This window comes from Microbacterium sp. NPDC090007 (assembly GCF_044748345.1).
Classification (GTDB): Bacteria; Actinomycetota; Actinomycetes; order Actinomycetales; family Microbacteriaceae; genus Microbacterium.
Window position 1 is genome coordinate 292427 of sequence record NZ_JBIVFV010000001.1, and the last position, 23960, is coordinate 316386.

24 protein-coding genes are annotated in these 23960 nt (G+C 70.3%); 4 read left to right on the forward strand and 20 right to left on the reverse strand.

What is annotated here, in order from left to right; genetic code table 11:
- Nucleotides 1-14: 14 nt before the first annotated feature.
- The 11 genes from ACIPVB_RS01345 to ACIPVB_RS01395 all read right to left on the reverse strand — a co-directional run bounded on the left by ACIPVB_RS01345 (nucleotide 15) and on the right by ACIPVB_RS01395 (nucleotide 10663).
- Nucleotides 15-1175 carry a Gfo/Idh/MocA family protein gene (locus tag ACIPVB_RS01345; RefSeq protein ID WP_400368167.1) on the reverse strand — a complete coding sequence of 387 codons (1161 nt, stop codon included), beginning with the start codon at nucleotides 1173-1175 and terminating at the stop codon, nucleotides 15-17.
- 20 nt (nucleotides 1176-1195) lie between these two features.
- Nucleotides 1196-1612: a DUF6379 domain-containing protein gene (locus tag ACIPVB_RS01350; protein ID WP_400366303.1), complete on the reverse strand. Its 417-nt coding sequence runs from the start codon at nucleotides 1610-1612 to the stop codon at nucleotides 1196-1198.
- Nucleotides 1613-1620: 8 nt separating this feature from the next.
- A complete protein-coding gene (locus tag ACIPVB_RS01355; RefSeq protein WP_400366305.1) occupies nucleotides 1621-2403 on the reverse strand; it encodes a nuclear transport factor 2 family protein in 783 nt (260 codons plus the stop codon).
- A gap of 25 nt (nucleotides 2404-2428) precedes the next feature.
- A complete protein-coding gene (locus ACIPVB_RS01360; protein ID WP_400366307.1) occupies nucleotides 2429-3463 on the reverse strand; it encodes a sugar phosphate isomerase/epimerase family protein in 1035 nt (344 codons plus the stop codon).
- Nucleotides 3464-3476: 13 nt separating this feature from the next.
- Nucleotides 3477-4586, reverse strand: coding sequence for a sugar phosphate isomerase/epimerase family protein (locus tag ACIPVB_RS01365; protein ID WP_400366309.1), 1110 nt, complete (start codon nucleotides 4584-4586; stop codon nucleotides 3477-3479).
- Nucleotides 4583-4990, reverse strand: a complete 408-nt coding sequence (locus ACIPVB_RS01370) for a DUF6379 domain-containing protein (RefSeq protein ID WP_400366311.1) — start codon at nucleotides 4988-4990, stop codon at nucleotides 4583-4585. Before ACIPVB_RS01370 ends, ACIPVB_RS01365 begins: the two co-directional genes overlap by 4 nt.
- An 89-nt stretch (nucleotides 4991-5079) precedes the next feature.
- Nucleotides 5080-6627, reverse strand: a complete 1548-nt coding sequence (locus ACIPVB_RS01375) for a GMC oxidoreductase (protein WP_400366312.1) — start codon at nucleotides 6625-6627, stop codon at nucleotides 5080-5082.
- A complete protein-coding gene (locus ACIPVB_RS01380) occupies nucleotides 6624-7418 on the reverse strand; it encodes a TIM barrel protein (protein ID WP_400366314.1) in 795 nt (264 codons plus the stop codon). The genes ACIPVB_RS01375 and ACIPVB_RS01380 overlap by 4 nt, the downstream gene beginning before the upstream one ends.
- A gap of 73 nt (nucleotides 7419-7491) precedes the next feature.
- On the reverse strand, nucleotides 7492-8328 hold the full coding sequence (locus ACIPVB_RS01385) for a carbohydrate ABC transporter permease (protein WP_400366316.1): 837 nt from the start codon (nucleotides 8326-8328) through the stop codon (nucleotides 7492-7494).
- Between the two features lies 1 nt (nucleotide 8329).
- Nucleotides 8330-9301: a carbohydrate ABC transporter permease gene (locus ACIPVB_RS01390; RefSeq protein WP_400366318.1), complete on the reverse strand. Its 972-nt coding sequence runs from the start codon at nucleotides 9299-9301 to the stop codon at nucleotides 8330-8332.
- A gap of 69 nt (nucleotides 9302-9370) precedes the next feature.
- The gene (locus ACIPVB_RS01395; protein WP_400366320.1) at nucleotides 9371-10663 is read right to left on the reverse strand and encodes an ABC transporter substrate-binding protein; all 1293 of its coding nucleotides are present in this window, start codon (nucleotides 10661-10663) and stop codon (nucleotides 9371-9373) included.
- A 224-nt stretch (nucleotides 10664-10887) separates the two neighbouring features.
- Here ACIPVB_RS01395 and ACIPVB_RS01400 point away from each other — a divergent pair, with 224 nt between their 5' ends.
- From ACIPVB_RS01400 to ACIPVB_RS01415, 4 genes are all read left to right on the forward strand, one after another.
- Nucleotides 10888-11826: a LysR family transcriptional regulator gene (locus tag ACIPVB_RS01400; RefSeq protein ID WP_400368168.1), complete on the forward strand. Its 939-nt coding sequence runs from the start codon at nucleotides 10888-10890 to the stop codon at nucleotides 11824-11826.
- A 175-nt stretch (nucleotides 11827-12001) separates the two neighbouring features.
- The gene (locus tag ACIPVB_RS01405) at nucleotides 12002-13165 is read left to right on the forward strand and encodes an FAD-dependent monooxygenase (protein ID WP_400366322.1); all 1164 of its coding nucleotides are present in this window, start codon (nucleotides 12002-12004) and stop codon (nucleotides 13163-13165) included.
- An 18-nt stretch (nucleotides 13166-13183) separates the two neighbouring features.
- A complete protein-coding gene (locus tag ACIPVB_RS01410; protein WP_400366323.1) occupies nucleotides 13184-14620 on the forward strand; it encodes a hypothetical protein in 1437 nt (478 codons plus the stop codon).
- Between the two features lie 50 nt (nucleotides 14621-14670).
- A complete protein-coding gene (locus tag ACIPVB_RS01415; protein ID WP_400366324.1) occupies nucleotides 14671-15294 on the forward strand; it encodes a TetR/AcrR family transcriptional regulator in 624 nt (207 codons plus the stop codon).
- Nucleotides 15295-15390: 96 nt separating this feature from the next.
- On the opposite strand, the gene ACIPVB_RS01420 is transcribed toward ACIPVB_RS01415, so the two are convergent.
- The 9 genes from ACIPVB_RS01420 to pcaG form a co-directional block, all read right to left on the reverse strand.
- Nucleotides 15391-16866 (reverse strand): DUF6379 domain-containing protein, encoded by a 1476-nt coding sequence (locus ACIPVB_RS01420; RefSeq protein ID WP_400366326.1) that lies wholly within the window; start codon nucleotides 16864-16866, stop codon nucleotides 15391-15393.
- A gap of 10 nt (nucleotides 16867-16876) precedes the next feature.
- On the reverse strand, nucleotides 16877-18178 hold the full coding sequence (locus ACIPVB_RS01425; protein WP_400366328.1) for a DUF6379 domain-containing protein: 1302 nt from the start codon (nucleotides 18176-18178) through the stop codon (nucleotides 16877-16879).
- 81 nt (nucleotides 18179-18259) lie between these two features.
- Nucleotides 18260-19426 (reverse strand): thiolase family protein, encoded by a 1167-nt coding sequence (locus ACIPVB_RS01430; protein WP_400366330.1) that lies wholly within the window; start codon nucleotides 19424-19426, stop codon nucleotides 18260-18262.
- Between the two features lie 3 nt (nucleotides 19427-19429).
- Nucleotides 19430-20068: a 3-oxoacid CoA-transferase subunit B gene (locus ACIPVB_RS01435; RefSeq protein ID WP_400366332.1), complete on the reverse strand. Its 639-nt coding sequence runs from the start codon at nucleotides 20066-20068 to the stop codon at nucleotides 19430-19432.
- A complete protein-coding gene (locus ACIPVB_RS01440; protein ID WP_400366334.1) occupies nucleotides 20065-20808 on the reverse strand; it encodes a 3-oxoacid CoA-transferase subunit A in 744 nt (247 codons plus the stop codon). Before ACIPVB_RS01440 ends, ACIPVB_RS01435 begins: the two co-directional genes overlap by 4 nt.
- Nucleotides 20805-21191 (reverse strand): 4-carboxymuconolactone decarboxylase, encoded by a 387-nt coding sequence (pcaC, locus tag ACIPVB_RS01445; RefSeq protein WP_400366336.1) that lies wholly within the window; start codon nucleotides 21189-21191, stop codon nucleotides 20805-20807. Before pcaC ends, ACIPVB_RS01440 begins: the two co-directional genes overlap by 4 nt.
- Nucleotides 21191-21973, reverse strand: coding sequence for an alpha/beta fold hydrolase (locus tag ACIPVB_RS01450; protein WP_400366338.1), 783 nt, complete (start codon nucleotides 21971-21973; stop codon nucleotides 21191-21193). Before ACIPVB_RS01450 ends, pcaC begins: the two co-directional genes overlap by 1 nt.
- On the reverse strand, nucleotides 21970-23358 hold the full coding sequence (locus ACIPVB_RS01455; protein ID WP_400366340.1) for a lyase family protein: 1389 nt from the start codon (nucleotides 23356-23358) through the stop codon (nucleotides 21970-21972). Before ACIPVB_RS01455 ends, ACIPVB_RS01450 begins: the two co-directional genes overlap by 4 nt.
- The gene (pcaG, locus tag ACIPVB_RS01460) at nucleotides 23348-23959 is read right to left on the reverse strand and encodes a protocatechuate 3,4-dioxygenase subunit alpha (RefSeq protein ID WP_400366341.1); all 612 of its coding nucleotides are present in this window, start codon (nucleotides 23957-23959) and stop codon (nucleotides 23348-23350) included. The genes ACIPVB_RS01455 and pcaG overlap by 11 nt, the downstream gene beginning before the upstream one ends.
- Nucleotide 23960 lies beyond the last annotated feature (1 nt).

Genomic DNA, 23960 nt, shown 5'->3' on the forward strand with positions numbered 1-23960 from the left:
GCGCGCCGCGGAGGTCAGCGGACGGGGACGGAGGCCTCGACGCGAGTCCAGCTCGCGTCGGCGGAGGAACTGCGCTCGACGGCGTCGAGCACGCGCTGGACGCTCAGCCCCTCGTCGAACGAGGGGTGCGGGTCGGTGCCGGCGTCGATCGCGCCGACCAGGTCGACCACCTGGTGGCTGAAGCCGTGCTCGTAGCCGAGCATGTGCCCCGCGGGCCACCACGCCGACACGTACGGATGCTGCGGCTCGGTCACCAGGATCTGCGTGAAGCCCTGCCGCCCCTCGGGCGCGGTGCGGTCGTAGAAGCGCAGGCTGTTCAGGTCTTCGAGGTCGAAGGCGAGAGCCCCGCGGTCGCCCGACACCTCGATGGTGAGGGCGTTCTTGCGGCCCGTCGCGAAACGCGTCGCCTCGAACGACGCCAGCGCCCCGTTCGACAGGCGCCCGGTGAACAGCGCCGCGTCGTCGACCGTGACCTCCCCCACACCCTCGCCGGCGGCGCCGGAGAGCCCCGAGCCGGCAACCTGCAACGGACGCTGCTTCACGATCGTCTCGAGCGTCCCGGTGACGCTCTCGACGGCGAGACCCGTGACGAACTGGGTCATGTCGATGATGTGCGCGCCGATGTCGCCGAGGGCCCCCGACCCCGCATGCTCCTTCTGCAGGCGCCAGGCGAGCGGCATCCGCGGGTCGACGAGCCAGTCCTGCCGGTACGCCGCGCGCACCTGCTGCACCGTGCCGACCGCCCCCTCGGCGATCATCTCGCGCAGCAGCGTGACGGCGGGAACCCGACGGTACGTGAAGCCCACCATCGACCGGATGCCACGAGCCCGGGCTCGCGCGGCCGTCTCGGCCATGGCCTCGGCCTCGGCCACCGTGTTGGCCAGCGGCTTCTCGCAGAGTACGTGCTTTCCCGCCTCCAGCGCCGCGATAGCGATCTCGGCGTGCGAGTCACCCGGGGTGACGATGTCGACGATGTCGATGTCGTCGCGGGCGATCACCTCGCGCCAGTCGGTGGCCGACTCGGCCCATCCCCATCTCTCGGCGGCGGAGGCCACGGCATCCGCGTTCCGGCCCACCACCACGGTCATCTCGACCGCGCGCGGCAGGTCGAACATGCGCGGCGCCTGACGCCAGCCCACCGAGTGCGCGGCCCCCATGAAGCCGTACCCGATCATCGCGACGCGCACCGGCGCCGTCACGACAGCACCAGCTCGCGCTCGACCGGAACCCGGTTGGTGACGTAGCGCCCGGGGCCGCCGTCGACCCCCGGCATGATCTGCATGTAGAGCAGACGCATCGTCAGCACGACCTCGACGGTGATCTTCTCGCCCGCCGCGGGCGGGGTGTCGAGATGGATGAGCACGTCGGGGCGGTCGGCGACGAACCAGAGCGTGTCGGACTGCGCGGGCAGCTCGTCGACGCGGTACTCGCGCCCCTCGAGGGCGAAGCGCAGGTCGTCCTTCGGCACCGCCGCGCCGTCGACGGTGACCGCGACATCGTCGACGGCCGACAGCCACAGGCTGCGGTACCAGGGCAACTGCACCGAGACCGCGAGACCGTCGTCGGTGCGGCGGACGTCCTTTTCGGCGAAGAGCGAGTTGTGGGTGGCCATGGTGTCCCTCAGGCGTAGTTGTCGGAGAAGGTCTGGTGCGCGACCGGCGGCGCGGGCTCGAGCTTCTGCGTGGTCTCGGGACTGTACGGGTGGTTGGTGGAGGGTACCGGCTCGTCCGCCTCGGGCATGAAGACGGGCTTGCCGTCGTCGCCGAAGTACATGAGGTCGAGATCGAACGCGCCCTGGTTCTTCAGACCGAAGGCGACCCAGTTCTCCTCGAACGGGGCACGGGCGAGCTCGTAGCAGCGGAACTTCCAGAACTTCCACTCGCCGTCCTGCTTGAGGAAGTCGATCGCGTACTTGCACCACACCCAGTGGGCCCAGACCTTCTTGCCGAGGACCTCTTCCGGCGAGTACATGTCGGGGAAGGCCTCGGCGACCTGGGGGTCGGTGAGGCCCGACTCGGTGCCCGCCATCATCCACACGCCCGTGGCGGTCTTGCCGTCACCGGCGACCTCGATCACCGGGGTGTTGGTGGCGTGCAGGATGAGCTTGCCCTCGGGGTGGGGACGCCCGCGGTGGTAATCGGTGACGCTCTGCCAGGTCGTGTACTGACCGGCGTTGGTGTAGCGCGCGCGGATCCCCTCGGTGCCCTCCTTCACCCACAGCGGGATGATCTGCTCGTCCTCGAAGGCGTTGTGCAGGTACATGTAGCGATTGAAGAGGTTCTCGACCCGGCCGCGGTCCTCGGCGCGCTGCGCGAGGGCGTGAGCGGCCTCGACCTGCTCGCGCAGGCGCGTGACTTCGGCGACGAGATCTTCGACGGATGCCGTGACGGCGGTGTTCGACATTCTCACTCCTTCGTGATGGTTCGGTTCACGCGGGCTGGCGCGCCGCGACGGTGTCTTCGATGGCCCGGCGCATGAGCGCGTGCTGCTTCTTCACGAGGTCGATGGGGTCGCTCTCGCCGAGGTCGCTGAAGGCATGGCCCTCCCACTCGCTGGAGAGGGAGCCCCGATACCCGCCGATCACGAACTGCTCGACGATCCGCGGGATGTCCATGGCCGGCTCTTCGCCGTCGGCGCCGATGTCGTAGAACTTCGCGTGCACGTGGAAGATCTGCGGCATGATGTCGAGCCACTCCTCCGGCGGCACCAGACCGTGCATGTTGAACGCCAGACGCGTGAACGGCCCGAACCGCCTGGGGTCGACGCCCTCGCGCGTGAGGTAGTCCTCGAACTTCTGGTTGCGCACGTGCATGGCGGTCGGCTCGTGCCAGATCTCGTCCATGACGTCGAAGTGCTTCTCGTCCATGCCCATCTGCCCGAGGGTGCGCAGCAGCGTCGGCGACAGGGAGTGCATGGTCGATGAGAAATCGGCGGTGAAGCCCAGCCGGTCGCTGCCCAGCTCGTCGTAGACCTCGCGGATCTCGAGCACCTTCGGGTCGTTCGGGCCCGAGGGGGCGTGGATCTCGTAGCCGAGTCGCTGGTCGTACTTCTCGGCGAGGGGCAGGAGGCTCCGCAGCAGTTCTTTGCCCGCGGAGCGGATGACGACCGTCCGGAAGCCGAGGGTGTGCGCGGACTTCAGCTGTCGCGCGAAGAACTCGTGCTCCTCGTCGGCGGTCATGTCGCGGTCTGTGCGGCGCCCCATGTCGAGGTTGGTCCCGACGGCGCTGGCCTCGAGCCCGTACTTCTCGAGCGAGTCGAACCACAGGGCGACGAAGTCGGCGTCGACATCGGGATACGAGCGCAGCAGCTGCGCGAAGTTGAACTCGACGCCGGGGCCGATGCCCTGGTCGTGCACCTCGCGGATCAGCGTCTCGGGGGTGTACAGCCCGGCGGCGAACTCGCTCGTCATCGAGTACAGGGTGGTGCCGAGCGTGATGCCGGTTCCGGCGATGCCGTCAGTCATTGCCCTCGTCCCTTCAGGCCCGCACCGCGTGCGCGAGGTGGGCGTCCAGGGCGCGGCGGGCCTCGGCGGCATCCGTGATCATGCGGGAACCGGCCGACTCGGCCGCCGTTCGCTGCAGGGCCTGCTCGCCGCGGATGATCTCGAACGGGCTCTGCCAGTGGTTCCAGTGCCATCCCTCGTACTCGCTCGAGACGGCCCCGCCGTAGCCGTTCTCGACCAGCAGGGTGATGAGGTCGGCGACGGGCACCGAGGGCTCGTTCCCGTTGTCGTCGATGCCGAAGAACTTGCCGTGCACGTGCGTCACCCACGGCATGATCTCGAGCCAGTCGTCCACGCGCGCGGGGCCGAAGAGCCCGGTGCCGTTGATGCCGAAGTCGATGCCGAGATCGGGACGGCCGTACTGATGACCGAGGCCGATGAAGCGTCCGAAGCGCTGCCCGTGATCGGCCTGGTCGGCGGGCGGTCCCTGCTCGTGGTACTCGTCCCACAGCGCGACGACGGCGGACAGCAGCTCCTCCGACGCGCCGCGCCGGCGATAGGCCTCGATGAGCGAGGGGGCGAAGCCGGTCACGGTCGCGCCCCAGTCCATCGTGAAGCCGAGGAACGGCGATCCGACCTTCTCATAGCGGTCGCGCAGGGCCAGGATGCGCGGGTGCGAGGCGTACTGGTCGGCGTGCACCTCGAGGGCGAGGGTGACGCCGTACTCCTCGGCGATGGGGGCGAGCGCCTCCATCGAGTCGGGCGTGAGCGAGATCTGCACGCGCGCGATCGGGAAGCCGAGCTTCGCCGCCGCGGCGATCTGCCTGCGCATGTAGGCGACGAGCTCGTCCTGGTCCATGAGCCGGTCGGGGCGCAGGCCGATGTCGGCGTTGACCGCGAGCGAGGTCCGCACGAGCCCGACCTCGTCGATGAGGTCCGAGAAGCGGCCGGCGAAGTGGTCGTCGATCTCGGGGAAGCCGCGGAAGCTCGAGAACCCGATGATCTCGAGCCCCGGGCCGAAGCCCTCGGCCGCGGTCTTGCGAATGAGCTGGTCGAGATCGTACTCACGACCGTGGAAGGCGCGGGTGAAGCTGTACAGGGTGACGCCCTGGATGGGCGTTCCCTTCGCCGGGGAGTCGGTCATGCGCGGGCCTCCTCGACCTGGCGGGCGGTCATGGTCTTGGTGTCGTGCTCCTCGATGTGCAGCACCTTGTCGTCGTCGATGATGATGTAGGGGATGTAGAGCTCCAGGTCCACGCGCACCTCGTGCTCTCCGGCATCCGTTCCGATGTCTCCCGACAGCACAGCCGAGTCGGTGGGGAACCACCACTGCTCGGTGTTCGTCTTCATCTCGGCGAAGGTGAACTCCTCGCCGTTCATCCGCCAGCGCAGCGAGGCGGTCGGCGCCTCGATACCGTCGACGGTGAGCTTGGCTCCCGAGATGCAGGACGCCGGCAGCGCGCGGTACCAGGGCAGGCGCACCTCCACCGCGACCCGCCCGTCGTGGGCGCGAAGCGTGCCCTGCTCGATGATGCGATCCGGGATCACGGTGACCTCCTCGTCGGTGCGACCGCGGTCGCAGACCTCTTTGTCTTGATTCCTACACTCTAATGTCTGATTCCTGCATAAGCAAGGAATCAAATGGATGCCGAGACCTCGGCGGCCCGCTCGCGCGAGAGCACCGACGCGATCTTGCGCGCCCCGCGCACCGCCAGAGCGACCGAGGTCACCGTGGGGTTGCAGGCCGTCGCGGTCGGGATGACGCCGTTGCCGGCGACGAACAGATCCGGAACGCCCCACACCTCGCTGTCGACGTCGCACACGCTCGTGCCGTCATCGGCGACGCCCATCCGCGTCGACCCCTGATAGTGCAACGACGAACCGAGCGGAAGCGTGAACGGTCGATCGCCGACCGGGTCTCCGACGGCCTCGGCAAGACGCACGATCTCATGGCGGGCACGCTCGACGACCGCGTGGTCGCGTTCGGTGAGGCGGTAGTGGATGCGAGGGGCCGGCATCCCGTAGCCATCGACGTGCTCGTCGTCGAAGACGACGCGGTCGTCCGCCCGCAGGTCCTTCGCGCAGAACAGCCCGAGACCCACGATCGAGCCCGGCACGACCGGGTCGTCCTCGGCCAGGGCGATGGGCGAGGCGTCGAGCTGCATGATCTGGCCGTGGAAAGGCACGTCGTCGGTGAACGGCACCCAGCTGACGCCGCTGTACTCCGCCAGTCCCGTCGTCGGGGCATCCTCGGCGAGCGGCGGCATGTCGCGCAACCGCGAGGCGAAGACGACCTGGGCCTGGTCGTTCAGATAGCGCCCGAGCGCCTCGGGACGCACCCCCGACGCCCACAGCAGCTGCGGCGTGCGCAGCGCATCCGCCGCGACCACGACGAAACGGGCCGCGACCCGATGCTCCCCACCGGAACGCAGATCACGGACCACGACACCGGCCGCGCGACCGCCCTCGACGACGACGCGCGTCACGAGGGATTCGTCGAACAATGAGAAGCCGGGGTTCTCGCGCGTGGCCTCGCCGAGCACGACGTCCGATCCCGACCACACCAGACGGCCGTCGCCGCGGCGGTGCACGGCGAGCGGCATCCGCTGCACCTTCGTCCGGTCGACGCGACCCGCGTCGACCGCGGCCGCGAGGCGCTCGCGCACGATCCGCCCGAACGGCGCCGAGTCGAACGCGTTCCGGGTCACGCCCAGAAGGCGATCGCCCTCGTCGAGGAGCTCGTCGAGGTCGTCGACGAAGGCGATGCGTTCGCTGCCGCCCGGCCGGGGACACGCGCCCGTCCAGTGAGCCGCCATGCCGCCGACGTTGCTCGACATCGCGGCGACGGGCATGCCGTCCTCGCCGTCGAACGCGTAGCCGTCATCGAGCAGGAAGGTGCCGGGACGCGCACCGCGCACGCCGGCCTTGGCCGCTCCCGGGTTGACGACCTTCTCGCCGCGCTCCCCCGGACCCTCCGACGCCGCCTGCGCGCGGGCGCGCTCGGAGGTGTCGGCGATGTTCTTGACGTGCGCGCCGGGAGGGTTGGACACCGTCGGTCCCACCTCGAACATCGCGATCGTCGCCCCGCGCACCCTCTCGGAGAGGATGCGCGCGTACGCCGAACCGGTCGGCCCGCTGCCGACGATGGCGACATCGACCTGCACCGGATACTGGCGGGCGTTCATGCCGCCCGCGCGATCTCGACGACGTGGGCGACCGAGGCCTCCGACGCGGTGGTCGGGTAGTACTCCAGGCCGACGGGGCCGTCGTAGCCGCTGTCGCGGAGCAGGCGGAAGCGTTCGGCCCAGTCGAGGGAGCCCGTTCCGGGCTCCCCGCGACCGGGAGCATCGGCGAGCTGGACGTAGTGGATCAGGCCGCCCGCGTTCGCGAGTTCGGCCTCCATGTCCTCGCCCTCGACAGCCGAGTGGTAGATGTCGTAGAGCACGCCGAAGTGCGGCGAGTCGACGCCGCGGGCGACGTAGACCCCCTCGGCGGTGCGGTCGAGGAGCGATCCGGGGTGGTCCACGCGCACGTTGACGGGCTCGAGCACCAGGCCGACGCCGGACCCCTCGATCTGCGCGATCGCCTTGCGGTAGATCTCGACCAGCTTGTCGAGCTGCACCTGGCGCTTCCAGCCCCCGAAACCCGTGCCGCTGCCGACGACGATGCGCGGGCAGCCCAGGTCGCGCGCGATCGCGACGCCCTCGTCGAGCTTGCGGAAGAACTCCGAGTGGTCCCACGGCGGGATCATGAACTGCGTCCGAGGCTCGGCCAGCTGCGCGGTGAGCTGCACGCCGGTCTCCTCGAGCGCGGCCCTGAGCGCCGGCAGGTCCTTGGGGGCCGCCGGGGCGTCGACCCCGGTCGGACCCCACATCTCGACCGCGTCGAAGCCCGCGGCCGCCGCCGCGCGCACGCGGTCGTGGTAGTCGCCGGCCTCGCTGAAGAGGAGCTCGATGTTGGGGGCGAGTCGGTACATGGGGTGTGTCCTTTCGACTGCGGGGCGCGGCGATCGACGGATGCCGCGCTCCGCGGCATCCGTCTGGGCAGGCTCAGCCCTTGAGGCCGCCCGCGAAGCCCTGGATGAAGCGCTTCTGGGCGAAGAGGTAGAAGGCGAGGATCGGGATCATCGAGACGATGACGATCGCGAAGATCTGGTTCCAGGCCGAGACCAGCGAGCCGATGTAGTAGTACATGGCGACCGGCAGGGTCTGATTCGCGGAGCCGCCGAGGAAGATGAGCGAGGTGAAGAAGTCGTTCCACACGATGAGTCCGGCGAGGATCGCCACGGTTCCGGTGGCGGGGGACATCAGCGGGAGGACGACACGGAAGAAGATCTGCGTCCGGCTGGCTCCGTCGATGGTCGCCGCTTCCTCGTACTCGGTGCCCAAGCCCCGGAAGAAGCCGGCGTAGAGGAAGATCGCCAGCGGCAGGAGCATTCCGGTGTAGAGGATGATCATCCCCCACGCCGAACCGGTCAGACCCAACGACCGGGCGCCGATGTAGAGCGGAACCGTGCCCAACTGCGTCGGCAGCACGATGGCGACGAGGAACAGGTAGTAGACCGCGCGACTCCACCGGCGCGTGCTGCGCGCGATGACGTAGCCGGTGAGCGAGCCGAGCAGGACCATGAGCACGATGCTGCCGGCGGTGATGACGACGCTGTTGACCAGACCCATGACGACGTTGGAGTTGCCGGTCGCCGTCAGCACCTGGACGAAGTTGCTGAGATCGGGGGCGGTCGGGGGCGCGAGGGTCGACGACGTGATCACCTCGCGATCGGACTTCAGCGCCGTGGTGACGAGGAAGTAGAACGGCAGCAGGAAGGCCAGGGCCGCGATCCAGAACAGGACCTCTCTCAGACCCGTCAGCTTGGTGTAGCGGAACATGTCAGTTCTCCTCCGAGCGGCCCGCGGTCACACGCTGCTGCACGACGGCGAAGGCCAGGATGATGAGGGTGAGCAGCAGCGCCAACGCGGCGCCGTAACCGAAATTGCCCAGGGCGAAGGACTGCTTGTAGACCTGCGTCGCGAGCGTCTCGGTCGCCGCCGCCGGGCCGCCTCCGGTCAGCGCCATGATCTGGTCGAACACACGCAGACCGTTGACCAGACCCAGGGTCGTCGCGATCGCGACGGCGGGGCGGATGGAGGGCAGGGTCACATGCCAGAACCGCTGCCACAGGTTGGCTCCGTCGATCGCGGCGGCTTCTTCGATCTCGACCGGCACGGCGGCCAGTCCCGCCATGTAGATCACCATCGCGAAACCGATGTTCTGCCAGACGAGCACGACGAGGATGGTCCAGATCGCCCAGGTGGGATCCGCGATCCATGCCCGCGCCACGGAGTCCAGGCCCACGCCGCGCAGCACGAGGTTGAGCGGCCCGTTGAAGTCGAAGATGAACTTCCAGATGTACGAGGTGGCGAGCGGACTCAGCACCACCGGCATGAAGAAGAGCGTGCGGAGGATGTAGCGGCTTTTCAGCCCGCGGTTCAGGCCCAGCGCGACGCCGAGGCCGAGGACGTTGCTCAGGATGACGGATCCGAATGCCAGGAACAGGGTGTTCCACAGGGCGCCGATCTTGGTCGGGTCCTGGAAGATGCGGACGAAGTTGTCCACGCCCACGATCTCGAAGGCGCCGATACCGGTCCAGTTCGTGAAGGAGAAGAAGCCGCCGATGCTGGTGGCGACGTAGTGGATGCCGATGACGAAGAGAACCCCGGGCAGGGCCCACCACCAATGGCCGAACTGCAGCAGTCCCTTGCGACGGGGGCGTGGCGTCGAGCGGTGGCGGCCGCGGCGGGGCAGGACCACGCGTTCGGTCTCGGTGGCGGCGACTTCGCCGGCGCGGAAGGTGGTGCTCATCACGTCCTCGTCATCCTCGATGAGTGCGGCTCCGCCGCCCGGGTCCAGGGGCCCGGGCGGCGGAATCTCTCAGTTGCCCCAGGCCGCGTCCATGTTCTGGAGCACCTGGTCGATGCTGGTTTGTCCGGTCAGCAGCCCCTGGACGCCCACCTGCAGCGCCTCGTAGACGGCCGGGTTGGGCCAGACGTTGTTCGGCAGGGTCGCGTAGGACCCGTTGGAGATGTCGGTGACGACCTCCGAGTAGATGGTGTCGCTCAAATCGAGGTTCTTGTACTCCGAGATGGGGAGCAGCCCGGATGCCTCGTAGTACTTCTGCTGGGCGTCGGGCGTCGCCAGCCACTCGACGAACTTCGTCGCGGCATCCTTCTTCGTCGACTTCGCATTGATCGAGATGGTGTAGTTCGAGCTCGCCAGGACGTACGGCTCGCCGCCGTCGGCCGCCGGGAACGGCTGCACCTTGAAGTCGGCCTCCGGCGGGGCGGCCGCAGCGATCTCGACGGCCGAACCCGAGGGGATGAAGCTGCCGACGGACGTCCCCTGCGCGAGGCCGTTGGTGATGGCGTCGAAGCCGCCGCCTTCTGCGCCCGGCTGGAAGCAGCCGCGGTCCTTGAGGTCCACGATGGTCTGCAGCGTGTCGGCCCACCCCTCGCTCTCGGCGAAGGTGGTCTCACCGGCGGCGCGCTCGGTGTTGAACTCGGGGTCCGACGCGTACACGCGCGTGGCGGCGATGCCCTGCGCGGTGAGGCCGGCGTTGGGGCCGGCGGCCCCGGCGAGAGCGATCATGGACTTGCCCTGACCCGCCAGCGCCTCGCACTCGGAGTAGAAGGCGTCCATGGTGGTCGGCCACTCGGTGATGCCGTTCTGCGCGGCGGTGCCCATGCTGGCCACGACGGCACCGATGGTGAAGTCCAGGGGCTGTCCGTAGGTGTTCCCGTCGATCTCGAACAGCGTCTCGCTGCCGGTGGGAACGAGCGACGTCGCGGTGTCGCCGAGGGGCTCGAGGAACCCCGCCTCAGCCAGGGGGATCAGACCGCGGGCGTCCCCCGAGCCGGGGGTGGTCTGCACGACGTCCGAGGCGTTGCCCGCCTGGAACTGCGTTCTGATGGTCTCGCCGTACTTGTCGTTGGGCGTCGGGTTCGTGGTGATGGTGACGCCCGGGTTGGTCGCCATGTATTCCTTGGCGAGCGTCTCGTACGGGCTCTCGAGGTTGTTCGAGGTGGCGAAGGTGAAGGTGAAGGATTCGGAGTCGCCCTCGGCGGCTCCCCCCGTGCCACCGCCGGAGCATCCGGCGAGGACGAGGGCTGCGGTGGCGGGAAGTGCGAGAAGACCTGCGATCCGGGTGACACGGCGTTGCTGAGTCATGGCCAGCCTTTCTGACGACGTTGTCGGCGAGCCCTTCGGTGGGAGCGCCTGTGCTGTGTGACTCAGTATCCGTGCGATGTGCCGAAAAAGCACATAAGTCTTCGCGATACAGCACATAAGGCGGTGGCGCTCCTCGCATCGCTCTTGCGGATACGCCATAGCCACCGCATCGACGCGGTTGATACATTGGTCGCTCGACCCTCCGGACGAAGGACCACGACGTGGTGACCGACCATGTGACACTTTCACGCCTCGATCTGAACCTCCTCGTGGCGCTGGACGCGTTGCTCACCGAGCGCAGTGTCACGCGGGCCGCCGAGAGGCTGCACCTCAGCCAGCCCGCCCTCAGTGCGTCCCTCGCCCGCCTGCGCACGCACTTCAACGACCAGATCCTCGCGCGCCGCGGCAACACCTACGAGCTCACGCCGTTCGCGGTGCGACTGACCGACCACACCAGCACCGCCCTCGAGGCCGCGCGCCGTGTCTTCGAGAGCCAGGCGTCGTGGTCCCCCGCCGAGTCGACCCGGGAGTTCTCGATCTACGGCTCCGACTACGGCTTCGTCACCGTGGGCACCGTCGTCTCGCAGCTCGCGTCGGAGCGGGCGCCCGGGGTGCGGTTCCGCTACATGCTGCACAACCCGGGCATCGTCGAGGACGCCGCGAACCGCCTGCGCTCGGCCGACGCCATGGTCATTCCGCACGGCCCGGTGTCGGAGCTGCCCTACCTCGATCTGTGGCAGGACGACTGGCTGGCCGTGGTGGCCGACGACAACGACGACGTCGGCGAAGCGCTCACGATGCAGAATCTCGCCGACATGCCGTGGGTGCTCACCTTCCAATCGCGCTCGGCGTTCACCTCGGCCGCTCGACAGATCCAGCAGCTGGGCGTGGAGCCGCGCATCGAGGTCGTGCTCGAGAGCTTCCTCTCGGTGGGACACTTCGTCAGCGGTACGCGGCGGGTGGGACTCGTGCAGTCCGCTCTCGCCCCCCACCTTCTGCGCATCGGCGGCATCCGCGTGGTGCCGCTGCCGTTCGCGGCGACCCCGATCGTCAGCGCCCTGTGGTGGCACCCCTCGCACAACCGCGATCCTGAGCACGAGTGGATGCGCGGTCTCTTCGCCGAGGCCGGCCGCGTGATCGCCGCGGGGCACGCCCCCCACTGAGACGGGTGGATGCCGGCCGCATCACCGATCGTGATGGACGGCATCCACGGGGGTCGGGGTGCCCTCGTTGTGCGCGCGCCGAGCCCGTCCCTACTCTGAAATCCGAATCAGTGTTCTGATTCGGTGCGGAGCACACCCCTCGGGTGCCCGGCTGTCCGCTCGAGGAGGAGCACACATGGCGAACCCGTTGAGGATCCTGATCGTCGGCGCCGGCATCGGCGGCCTGACCACGGCATCCGCCCTCGCCCGCATCGGCGCGCAGGTCGACGTCATCGACGACAAGCCCGAGATCAGCGTCGCCGGCGTCGGGTTCGGGCTCCGCATCAACGGCCTGCGCGCGGTGCGCGAGATCGGAATGCTCGACGACGTGCTCGAGATCGGCCACCCCGCCCCGGGCATCGACAACTACGACGCCGACGGCACGCTGCTGAGCACCATGAGCTACGGCACGCGCGATGAGGGCCTGCCGGGATGCGTGACGATGTCGCGCATGGCGTTCCTCGAGATGGCGTCGCGCCACGCCCGCGCCAACGGCGCCACGTTCCGCATGAGCACGACCGTCGCCGACATCGCCCAGGATGCCGGGACCGCGGCCGTGACCTTCAGCACCGGCGACGGTGCCGACTACGATCTGGTGCTCGGCTTCGACGGCCTGAACTCCCAGATCCGCCGCGTGTACTTCGGCGAGAAGTTCGCACCGCGCCCGGTCGGCGGGGTCGCCTGGCGCGCGGGTCTGCCCAACCGCCGCAAGATCATGCAGCCGATCATCTGCCAGGGCTACGGCGGCAAGATCATGCTCACGCCCCTGTCGCAGGACACGATGTACATGGTGCTCACCGTGGCCGAAGAGGGCCGCCCGCGCTACGACACGAGCAGGATGGCCGAGATCATGCACGACCGCGCGGCCGACCTCACGCGCGGGTCGACGTTCTTGGCCGATGCCCTCGAGGACGTCCGCGCAGCCGAGAACGTCGCCTACACCCCCTACTCCACGGTGTGGGTGCCGTACCCGTGGTTCCGCGGCCGCGTGATGATCATGGGCGATGCGGCGCACACGATGACTCCGTACCTCGGGTCGGGAGCGGCGATGAGCATTGAGGACGGTGTCGTGCTCGCGCAGGAGCTCGCGAAAGGCCAGCCGCTCCTCGACGCGCAGCTCGAGTTCATGAAGCGCCGGCTCCCGCGCGTCCGCGCCGTGCACGAGCGCTCGATCGAGTCGATGCGCGAAGAGTTCGATTCCGTCACCGAAGAGACCTATCTCGCGCGCATCGCCCACCTGCGCCACGACGAACCCCTCGCCAACGAATACGCCAACCGCCTCCTGCGGATGCCCTACTGAGACCCCGAGGAGACTCCCGTGTCGCACCCCCCTGCCCGCACGCTCGTCGTGGACGCCGCCCGCGAGAGCGCCTTCCGCCCCCTGAACGGCGTCGGGGGTGTCCCTGGCCCCGTCGAGGGCTACCGGGACTTCCCCGACATGACGCCGCTGTGGCGCGAGGCGGGGGTGACTCTCGTGCGCTCGTTCGACTGGATGTCGCGCCTCGACACCCGCGACAACCCGACGAGCCTCTTCCCCGATTGGAGCGCCGACCCCGACGATCCGGCGAGCTACAACTTCACCGCGACCGACCAATGGGTCGACGCGGTGCACGCCATCGGCGCCGAGGTCATGTTCACCGTGGCCAGCTCGATCCCGAGCAACAAACTGCCCGCCGACGACGTCGAGGTGTACGGCCGTGTCGTCGAGCACATCGTGCGGCACTACTCCCGGGGCTGGGCGGGCGGCTCCTCCCGGCCCGTGCGCGTCTACGAGTTCGGCGATCAGCCCGACTTCGGGCCGCTGCACTTCGCCGGGCGACCGGAGGAGTTCTTCGCGATGTATCGCGCATTCTGCGAGGCGGTGCACCGCGTCGATGCGACCCTGACCGTCGGCGGCCCCTCGGTCGCCTTCTCGCTCGAGACCGATTCCCCCTACCGCGAGGGCTTCCTGGAGTTCGTGCGCGAGAACGACCTGCCGCTGCACTTCTTCTCCTTCCTCTGGTTCACCGACGGCAGTCGCGACCCGATGGACTACCGCCACGTCTCCCGTGAGCTACGCGCGGTGCTCGATCGCCACGGGTTCACCGACACCGAACTGACCCTGAGCTATTGGAACTACCTCGCGGTGCCCAGCAGCACCGCGCCGGCGCCGGAGAAGGGCGCGTTCATGGCCGCCACGGCGATCGCCCTGCAGGACACGGTGATCGACCACGCGTTCTTCTTCCGCGCCGACACCGGCCGCGATCCCCACTACGGGTTCATCGACCCGGGCGGGGTCGGCGACGTCGACGGGCGGCCCGACGAGCGCTCTCGTGCGCTCGTCCTGGCCGGTCGGGCACTGAGCGGACGGCGTCTGGACGCCACCGGCGGCGACGAGTCGGGTCTCGCGGTCGCCGCCGGGCGCGACGGCGACACCGTCCGCGTCCTCGTGACCAACTACGTCGCCCCCGACAGCGCCCTCGCCCCGCGCGCGGAGGATCGTTTCACCTTCCGCATCCCCATCGGCGAGCAGCGCATCGAGCTGGGGCTGACGCTCCCGCCGCAGCGGCCCGACCTGGCCTCCGCCGGGGTGGAACGGGTACACCTCGAGCTGCGCGACCTCCCCTGGGCGGGTGCCACGCTGCAAGCCACCCGCACGTCGCTGTCCGGCGAGGTCGAGGGGCCCAACCCGGTCGCGGTGTCGGCGGAGGGGAGTGTCGAGATCTCCTTCGCCCTGGAGCCGCAGTCCGTGTTCCTCGTCGAGCTGACGGCCTGAGCCCGGGCGGGGGGAGGACGGCGATGGGGACGAGGGAAGGCGCGAGCGGCGTGTCCGAGCCCCAGCAGCAGCGCAGTCGCGACTCGTTCGCGAAAGTGCGCGCCGCCGTCCTCGCGCTGCTGCACGAGCGCGGTACCGGCCAGTTCTCGCTGGCCGAGGTCAGCGGGCGCGCCGGGGTCTCGATCGGGTCGATCTACGGCCGGGTCTCGAGCAAGGCGGAGTTGCTGCGCGTGATCCAGGCGCAGGAGTTCGACCGCCTCGACCTGGACACCGCCGAACGCGTCGCGGCCGCCGGGATCGGCGCGAGGGACTTCGAGACGGCGACCGCCGCGATCGTCGCGGCGTACGGCGGCATCCTGCGCGAGAACCGCGACCTGCTCTCGCCGTTCTTCGCGATGGGGGTGGACGATGCCGAGATCCTCGCGCGCGGTCGACGCTCGGGCGATGCCGGGCAGGCCGTGTTCGTCCGCGCCGTTCTGGCCGCGGCCGCCGCACACGGCGTCACGCTGTCCAGCGACGACGCCGTGTGGGCGTTCGAGGTGTTCTACAGCCTGTGCGTGCGCTACCTCGGCCTCGGTGTGACCTCGACGGCGACGCCGGACGACGCCTACCGCTGGTCGGAGCTCCTCGAGCGGCTGACGCGCACGGTGTCCCTGACGCTGTCGGCTCCCTGACGGCCTCGGCAGCCGGTCGGCGCGCCGCGGGCACAGGGGCGTGCGCATCCGGTCGAACCGGACGCGCGCGCCCCGTGCACGCCCTCGACGGGCGGGTCAGCCCACCGGCATCGCCCGCATCGACGCGCGGATGAGGTCGTGCTGGCGCCGCACGAGCAGCAGCGGGTCGACCTCGCCGAGCTCGGCGAAGGCGTGCCCCTCCCACTCGCTCGACCAGAAGCCGCGGTACCCGCCCTCGACGAACACCCGCACGAGCGCGGGGTAGTCGATGGCCGGCTCCTGCCCGCTGTCGTCGATGTCGTAGAACTTCGCGTGCACGTGCAGGATCTGCGGCATGATGTCGGCCCACTCGCGCGGATCGACGTGGCCGTGCATGTTGAAGGCGAGGTGGGCGAACGCCCCCAGACGGCCGGGGTCGAAGTCGCGTCCGCGCAGGTAGCCGAGGAACTCCTGCTGACGCGCCGGCATCGTGGCATCCGTCGCCCAGATGTCCTGCAGGCGTCGGACGGCCTCGTCGTCCAGGCCCGCGCGGCGGACGGCGCGCAGCAGGGTCGGCGACATCGCGCGCATGGTCGAGGAGAAGTCGGCCACGAAGCCGAGCAACGGGGAGTCGAGCTCGGCGTAGGTCTCGCGCACGCGCAGGATCGGCTCGGCGTTCGGCCCCATCGGCGCGTGGATCTCGTACGCGAGCTTCAGCTCGAGGTCCTCGGCGATCGGCAGCAGGCGGCGCAGCAGCTCGGGCTTGGCGCTCTGGATCCGCACGAGGGGGAAGCCGAGCTTCTTCGCCCCCTCGAACATGAGGGTCGAGAACGCGAACTCCTCGTCGGGGGTCATGTCGCGGTCGCGTCGACGGCCCATGTCGAGGTTCGCTCCGAATGAGCTCGCGACGAACCCGTGACGGTCGAAGGCCGCGCGCCAGGTGCGCACGAAGTCGTCGCCGACGACGGGGTAGGTCGGCACCATCTGGGATGCCACGATCTCGATGCCGGGGCCGATCCCCAGCTCCGCGACCCGGTCGAGCAGCCCGTCGAAATCGAAGTGTCCGGCCCGGAACTCCGCGCTGGCGGAGTACAACGTCAGGCCCAATCGGAAGGGGTCGCCCTCGACCGCGGGCGGCGGGGGCGTGACATCCGACACGAGCGCCGGGATCGGCGCGTCCGCGTCGACCACGGCGAGGGTTCTGACGTCGTGCACGACGTTGGGCACGTACATCCCCGGACCTCCGTCGGCCCCCGGCGCTATCTGCATGTAGGGCAGACGCAGCTCGCCGTGCAGCACGACGTCGTGCGTCTCGCCGAGGGCGACCGGCTCCGCGCGACGGGCGACCAGCAGCGGGTGCTCCTGCAGGAACCACAGGCGCTCGCTCTGCGCGGGCAGTTCGTCGAGGCCGTACGAGGTGTCACCGAACACGACGCGGAGGTCGTCGGCATCCACTTCCTCCCCGTCGACGGTGAGCGCGAGCGTCGTCACCGACGACAGCCAGAGGCTCCGGTACCAGGGGATGGTGAGGCGTATCGCGAGCCCGTCGGGGTGCGTGCGCAGGCTGTCGTCGTGGATGAGTCCGTTGGGCATGTCGTCCTCCTCAGATCCGGTCGGCGATCTGGCGCATCAGCGAATGCTGACGGCGCACCTGCTCGATCGAGCGCCAGGGCTCGCGCTCCCCCTCGTACTCACTGGACAGGTACCCGGTGTAGCCCGCGTTCTTCAGTGCGGTGAGCACGGGCTCCCAGGGGATCTGCGCGTCGTGGAGCTCTTCGTCGATGTCGTGGAACTTCGCCTGGATGAACACGACGTTCTCGATGACGTCGAAGACGTCGTTCGGGTCGACGTGGATGCCGTCGAGGAACGCCGGACGGTGCCCGGGCAGTTCGCCGGGCTTGAGCGGGATGGGGCGGTCCTGGAAGATCCCGGTGTCCAGCAGCAGGCCGAAGTGCTTCGTGCCGGTGCGGCGGATGAGGGCGATGTAGTCGTCGACGACCTCGTGCTTGATCGGGGTCGGCGAGTGGATCTCGGGGCAGATGACGACGTCGAGCTCTTCGGCCAGCGGGAGGGACGCCTCGACCACCTCGGTCCAGATGGGGTGCGGGATGAGGTCGCTCGAGACGACGCCGATCTTGGGCCGCACGAAGCGGAACCCGAGACGCTTCGCGAGACGCAGGTCGCGCTGGAGGGCGGCGGTGCCCTCTTCGACCGTCATGTCGCGGCCGTTCGGCCCGCTGGAATGCAGACGCGTGTCGATCCACGAGCCCATGTTGGTCGGCTCGAGGCCGTACTTCTCGAGAAGATCGAACCACTGCGCGACCCACTCGTCGGACGGGTTCGGGTAGTTCGGCACGTGCGCCTCGCCGAGGATCTCGAGCCCGGTCGCGCCGAGGTCGGCGATCGAGGCCATGGCGGTCTCGAGATCCATCACGGTGCCGAAGTCGGTCATGTAGCTGTAGAGCGAGACGCCGTAGCGGAAGGGGGCACCGGATGCCTCGGGCGCGAGCGTGACGCTCTTGGTGACGCGGTAGGTGCTCGGCTGGTGCTCCCGCGGGATGTAGGACATGCGCAGGCGCAACTCGATGGACAGCTCGTGCACGCCGTCGGGCAGACCGCCGGGCAGGGGGACGAAGACGACCGCGGCGTCCTCGAGGGGCCACCGCACGCCGTCGCCGTCCCAGAGCTCGGCGAGCGTGTACTGCCGCCCCTGCAGGGTCCACAGCGGCACGTCGGGAGCGACGTCGACCAGCCCGGGGATGCCGACCCCGATGCCGTCGATCAGCGAGGCCGCCATGCCGCGGTACGACGGCATCCGCACCCGGAACTGAAAGCCGGTGATCTCACCGCCCTCGCGGACGTTGCGGAATCCGACGGACTGGATGAGGTCTCTCTCGAGAAGCATCGTCGCTCACTCTCTCTGGGGTCTCCTCCACGCTACCGGGCTTATGCATGAATGAGACATAAGGGGTTGTGATGCCGCGCATCAGCGCTCGAGCACCACCGCGAGCCCCTGCCCCACACCGATGCAGATCGCCGTCACGGCGACCCCGCCGCCGCGACGCTTGAGCTCGTGCGCCGCGCGGGCGACGATGCGTCCGCCCGAGGCGCCCAGGGGGTGGCCGGTGGCGATCGCGCCGCCGTTCTGGTTGAGCAGTTCGGGGTCGAGCTCGGTCCACAGCTTCGCGCAGGCGAGCGTCTGCGATGCGAACGCCTCGTTGAGTTCGACGAAGCTCACATCGCCCCACGACCGACCGGCGCGGGCGAGCGCGCGGTTCGCCGCCTCGACGGGGGCGATGCCGAACACGTCGGGGTCGGTTCCGAACGCGGCGCGACCCGCGATGCGGGCCAGGGGCTCGACATCCAGGGCTCCCTCGGCCCCCAGCAGCACCGCCGAGGCCCCGTCGTTGATCGGCGACGAGTTGCCGGCCGTGACGGTACCGCCGGCACGGAACGCCGGGCGCAGCCCCGCCAGCACTTCGGCGGTGGAGTCGTCGCGGATGCCCTCGTCGCGCGCGAGGGCGTGACCCTCGACCTGCACGATCTCGTCGGCGAAACGCCCCGCGGCCCACGCGGCGGCGGCCAGGCGGTGGCTGCGGGCGGCGAAGGCGTCCTGCTCCTCGCGCGAGATGCCGTAGATCTCGGCGAGCTTCTCTGCGCTCTCGCCGTTCGAGATCGTCCAGTCCGTGCGCAGCCGCGGGTTGGTCATGCGCCACCCGATCGAGGTGTTCCACATCGTCTGATTCGCCGCCGGGAACGGCCGGGGGCTCTTCTCGACCACGAACGGGGCCCGCGTCATCGATTCGACGCCGCCCGCGAGGATCACGTCGGCATCCCCTGCCTCGATCGCGCGCGAGCCCTGGATCACGGCATCCAGAGACGATCCGCAGAGGCGGTTGATCGTGGTGCCGGGCACCGACGACGGCAAGCCCGCGAGCAGCGCGCCGAAGCGGGCCACGTTGCGATTGTCTTCACCGGCCTGGTTGGCGTCGCCGAAGACCACGTCATCGATCCGGGCCGGGTCGATCCCGGTGCGTTCGACGACGGATGCCATGACGGTGGCCGCGAGATCGTCCGGCCGCACATCGGCGAACGCCTTGCCGTGCCGGGCGAAGGGGGTGCGGACGGCGTCGTACACGTAAGAGGACGGCATGTCTCAGGCCTCCAGATCGATGCCGAGGAGCTGCTCGATCTCGGCGTGGGTGTTGTCGCCGAACAGCTCGCGCACGCGGAAGCCGTCGGCGGTGACGTCGAAGACGCCGTGGTCGGTGTAGACGCGGGAGACGCACCCGACCCCGGTCAGCGGGTAGGTGCACGCGGCGACGAGCTTGGGCTCGCCGCCCTTGGTGAGCAGATCGGTCATGACGTAGACGTCCTTCGCACCGATCGCGAGGTCCATCGCCCCGCCGACGGCGGGGATCGCGCCGGGCTCGCCGGTCGACCAGTTGGCGAGGTCGCCCCCGGCCGACACCTGGAACGCCCCCAGCACGCACACGTCGAGGTGGCCGCCGCGCATCATCGCGAACGAGTCTGCGTGGTGGAAGTAGGCGGCTCCGGCGAGCGCGGTGACGGGCTGCTTACCGGCGTTGATGAGGTCGGGGTCGACCCGTCCGCGCGCGGGGGCGGGGCCCATGCCGAGCATGCCGTTCTCGGTGTGCAGCACGATCTCGAGCCCCGCGGGCAGGTAGTCGGCCACCAGCGTCGGGGCGCCGATGCCGAGGTTCACCACCGCGCCCTCGGGGATGTCGGATGCCACGCGGGCGGCCAGGTGCGCGCGGGGGATGCGGGTGGTCACTGTTCTGCCTCCTCGGTCAGCGCACGGCCCTCGATGTCGACGCCGCCGACGAAGACGCCCTCGCGCAGCCACGCGCGCTCGCCGACCGCGACGACACGGTCGACGTAGAGTCCCGGGGTCACGACGGCCTCGGGGTCGAGCGCGCCGAGCTCGACGATCTCGTCCACCTGCACCACGGTGGTGGTGGCCGCGGCGGCCATGAGGGGTCCGAAGTTGCGGGCGGTCTCGCGGTAGACGAGGTTGCCCCACCGGTCGGCGGCGCGCGCGCTGACGAGCGCCACGTCGGCGTGGATCGGATACTCGAGCACGTAGTCGCGCCCGTCGATGCGACGCGTCTCTTTGCCCTCGGCCAGCTGCGTGCCGAAACCGGTGGGGGTGAAGAACCCGCCGATCCCCGCGCCCGCGGCGCGGATGCGCTCGGCGAGGTTGCCCTGGGGCACGAGTTCGAGCTCGACCCGGCCCGCGCGGTAGAGCCGGTCGAAGACCCACGAGTCGCTCTGGCGTGGGAACGAACAGATCATCTTGCGCACCTGCCCGGCGGCCAGGAGTGCGGCGAGCCCGGTGTCGCCGTTGCCGGCGTTGTTGTTGACGATGGTGAGGCCCGAGGCCCCGTGCGCGATGAGGGCGTCGATGAGTTCGACCGGCTGACCCGCGCGTCCGAATCCGCCGATCATGACGGTCGATCCATCGCGGATGCCGGCGACGGCCGCCGCGACGTCGGGGACGGTCTTGTCGATCACCGCTCGTCCCTCTCGGCGAAGACCTGCGCGGCGATGCGGAACGCCGTGTTGGCCGCAGGCACCCCCGAGTAGACGGCGGCCTGCAGGATGACCTCGCGGATCTCGTCGATCGTCAGCCCGTTGCGGATCGCGGCGCGCAGGTGCATCGCGAGCTCCTCGTGGTGGCCGTGCGCGATGAGCGAGCTGAGCACCGCGATCGAGCGCGAGCGGCGGTCCAGGCCGGGGCGCGACCAGACGTCCCCCCACGCGACGCGCGTGAGGAAGTCCTGCCAGTCCGCGGTGAGGCCGGTGGTCGCGGCGACGGCGCGGTCGACGTGCGCGTCGCCCAGCACGGCGCGGCGCACGGCCATGCCCTGGTCGTGGCGTTCCCGATCGGTGGGCATCAGGCGTCCTTTCCCGGGAGGGAGGCGAAGAACGAGCGCAACAGGACCGCGACGGCCTCGGGCTGCTCGGCGGGAGGGAGGTGGCCGGCGTCATCGATGCGGGCGACGCGGCCGTCGGCGACGCCCGCGGCGATCTCGACGGACGTGGCCTCGGGGGCGACGGCGTCGAACGCGCCCCAGGCGGCGAGCACCGGCACGGTGATCTCGCCCAGCGTCGCGCGTACGTCGAAGGCGGCGAGCGCGTCGCAGCACCGGGCGTAGCCCTCGTCGTCGGCGTCCTGCAGCGCGTGCAGCAGGCGCCCGCTCAGTGCGGGGCGGCGCGCCATCGACGCGGGCGCGAACCAGCGCTGGGCAGACCCGACGATCAGGCTCGACGTGCTCTGCGTGCGCGCCTGCGCCGCGCGTTCGGCCCACGACCCGGGGTCGCCGAGAACGGCTCCGGATGCCACGACCGCCACCCCGCGCAGGCGACCCCCGTGACGGCGCGCGAGCTCGAGTCCGGTGGCCCCGCCGAGCGAGACGCCGGCGTACGAGAAGGTGTCGTCGGCGACGGCGGCGGCCACGGCATCCGCGAGATCGGCGACGGTGAACGCCTCGCGCACGAGCGGCCCCGCCCCGTGCCCGGGGAGGTCCCAGGCGGCGACGCGGTAGTCGTCGGCGAGCAGGGGGACGACGTCCTCCCACAGGATCGTGGAGGTGCCGAGCGAGGGCCCGAGGACGACGAGGGGCGCGTCGGCGGGACCGACCGGTGCGGTGAGGGTGACGAGCGGCCCCGTGCTCATTCGTCTCCCCCGTCGGTGTCGAGGCGCGATCCCGCGGGGTCCCGGCGATCGGGTGCCGTGGCTGCGCCGCGCGCCAGACGCGGGGCCAGGCCGAGGTACCCGCGGGGGTCGAGCAGGGCGTCGACGTCGAGATCGGCGGCCTCGGGCATGCCTCGCACTCGCGCCTCGATCTCGTCGTCACCGGCGAGCAGCGCGGCGAAGCGCGCGGTTCCGATGCGGGGGACGAGCACCCCGCGAAGACGTTCGCTCACGACGCGTCCCGCCGAGGCGCCGAGGGTGCGCTCGGCCGCCACCGGGTCGATCCTCAGGTGCGTCAGCAGGGCGGCGCCGTGCTCCGACGCGCCGAGGGCGAGTCGGAGCAGGTCGCGCAGCGTCGGCCACTCGGCGTGCCACGCCCCGTCCGGGCGTTCGTCGACCGCGAGGGCGGATGCCAGGTGCAGCGTCGCCGCGAGCTGCGGCGCTCGCAGGGCGGCGGAGCGCACGAGCACGGCCTCGGTGGGGTTCTGCTTCTGGGGCATGGCCGACGAGCCGCCGCCGACCCCCTCGGCCACCTCGGCGATCTCGGTCCGACTCAGCGTCGCGACGTCGGCGGCCACCTTGCCGAGCGCGTCGATCGCCTGCGTGAGCGCGTCGGCGAGTTCGGTGATGGGCCAGCGCGTGACGTGCCACGGCCCGTCGGGCGCATCGAGTCCCGCCGCCCGGGCGAACGCCGCGGGAAGGGCCGCTGCGGCATCCGTCGAACCGGTGATCTCGACGAACGACGCCAACGTCCCCCCGGCTCCGCCGAGCTGCGCGGGGAATGCGAGGGCATCGATGCGCTGCACGGCGCGCTCGATGCCGCGCGCCCAGGTCGCGGCGCGGGCGCCGATCGTCGTCGGCACGGCGTGCTGGGTCAGGGTACGGGCGGCCGCGACGTCGTCGGCGTGAGCGACGGCGAGCCGGCGGGCTCGGCGGCCGGCACGCGCGAGCGACGAGCGCACCTGAACCACCGCGCGCCGCGCGAGCATCATCAGCGCCGTGTCGAGGATGTCCTGGCTCGTCGCCCCCCGGTGGATCCAGGCGCGCTGCGCGGCCGGCACCAGCTGCGTCAGCATCCCGACCAGGGGGATCACGGGGTTTCCTCCGTTCACCGACGCTTCGACCAGGCGATCGATGTCGAGTCCGGCGGCCGGGTCGCCGTCCGGGTCGTCGAGGCCGAGCGCGCGCTCGACGTCGACGCGCGAGCGCTCCGGGGCGGCGCCGACCTCGACGTACGCCGTCACCAGCGCGCACTCCGCGCGCACGAGCGCGCCCAGCACGACGGCGTCGGACACCAGGGCGTCGTGGCCCACGCTCACCGGCGAGAGCAGCCCGAGATCGATGCGCGGCAGAGGTTCAGAACGCAAGGAACACCGTCTCATTCTCGCCCTGCAGCCGGATGTCGTGCGACAGGTACCCGTCGGGCGTCCGGGCCGCGACGAGACTCGCACGCTCCTTCGCCGTCAGCGTGGACAACAGCGGATCGTCGGCGAGGGCGTCACCGTCGATGGGCGGGTAGATGCGCGTGTGCAGCTTGTCGGGCAGTCCGCGCGCGAACACGATCGCCGCGAAGAACCCCGCTCGCCCCCGGATGCCGCCCGGCTCCCGCGTCCAGAACGAGTAGTGTCCCTCGTCGTCGGTGAAGGCGCGCCCGAAGCCGGTGAAGGTGTGGTCGTCGCGGCGGAACGCCCCGCGGGAACGGGGCACCGAGCCATCGGCATCCGCCCCGAAGATCTCGACCAGGGCGTCCGGGATCGGCGCTCCCGCGCCGTCGTACACCGTGCCCGACAGCACGATCGCGCCCGGGGAATGCGGAGAGACGACCTCGTGCTGTCTCGGGTACCGCAGGCCGTAGGCGAAGAACGGGCCGACCGTCTGCCCGGGGGTGGCGCGGTGAATCTTGGCGGGGACCGGGTGTCGCCCTCCGGCGGGTGCGACGTCCGCGTCGCCGGTCGATGTCGTCGTCATC

Excerpts from the sequence above, each read along its gene's own strand:
- ACIPVB_RS01345 (WP_400368167.1), bottom strand. The coding sequence starts at position 1,175 with ATGATCGGGTACGGCTTCATGGGGGCCGCGCACTCGGTGGGCTGGCGT.
- ACIPVB_RS01350 (WP_400366303.1), bottom strand. The coding sequence starts at position 1,612 with ATGGCCACCCACAACTCGCTCTTCGCCGAAAAGGACGTCCGCCGCACC.
- ACIPVB_RS01355 (WP_400366305.1), bottom strand. The coding sequence starts at position 2,403 with ATGTCGAACACCGCCGTCACGGCATCCGTCGAAGATCTCGTCGCCGAA.
- ACIPVB_RS01360 (WP_400366307.1), bottom strand. The coding sequence starts at position 3,463 with ATGACTGACGGCATCGCCGGAACCGGCATCACGCTCGGCACCACCCTG.
- ACIPVB_RS01365 (WP_400366309.1), bottom strand. The coding sequence starts at position 4,586 with ATGACCGACTCCCCGGCGAAGGGAACGCCCATCCAGGGCGTCACCCTG.
- ACIPVB_RS01375 (WP_400366312.1), bottom strand. The coding sequence starts at position 6,627 with ATGAACGCCCGCCAGTATCCGGTGCAGGTCGATGTCGCCATCGTCGGC.
- ACIPVB_RS01380 (WP_400366314.1), bottom strand. The coding sequence starts at position 7,418 with ATGTACCGACTCGCCCCCAACATCGAGCTCCTCTTCAGCGAGGCCGGC.
- ACIPVB_RS01385 (WP_400366316.1), bottom strand. The coding sequence starts at position 8,328 with ATGTTCCGCTACACCAAGCTGACGGGTCTGAGAGAGGTCCTGTTCTGG.
- ACIPVB_RS01390 (WP_400366318.1), bottom strand. The coding sequence starts at position 9,301 with ATGAGCACCACCTTCCGCGCCGGCGAAGTCGCCGCCACCGAGACCGAA.
- ACIPVB_RS01395 (WP_400366320.1), bottom strand. The coding sequence starts at position 10,663 with ATGACTCAGCAACGCCGTGTCACCCGGATCGCAGGTCTTCTCGCACTT.
- ACIPVB_RS01405 (WP_400366322.1), top strand. The coding sequence starts at position 12,002 with ATGGCGAACCCGTTGAGGATCCTGATCGTCGGCGCCGGCATCGGCGGC.
- ACIPVB_RS01420 (WP_400366326.1), bottom strand. The coding sequence starts at position 16,866 with ATGCCCAACGGACTCATCCACGACGACAGCCTGCGCACGCACCCCGAC.
- ACIPVB_RS01425 (WP_400366328.1), bottom strand. The coding sequence starts at position 18,178 with ATGCTTCTCGAGAGAGACCTCATCCAGTCCGTCGGATTCCGCAACGTC.
- ACIPVB_RS01430 (WP_400366330.1), bottom strand. The coding sequence starts at position 19,426 with ATGCCGTCCTCTTACGTGTACGACGCCGTCCGCACCCCCTTCGCCCGG.
- pcaC (WP_400366336.1), bottom strand. The coding sequence starts at position 21,191 with ATGCCCACCGATCGGGAACGCCACGACCAGGGCATGGCCGTGCGCCGC.
- ACIPVB_RS01450 (WP_400366338.1), bottom strand. The coding sequence starts at position 21,973 with ATGAGCACGGGGCCGCTCGTCACCCTCACCGCACCGGTCGGTCCCGCC.
- pcaG (WP_400366341.1), bottom strand. The coding sequence starts at position 23,959 with ATGACGACGACATCGACCGGCGACGCGGACGTCGCACCCGCCGGAGGG.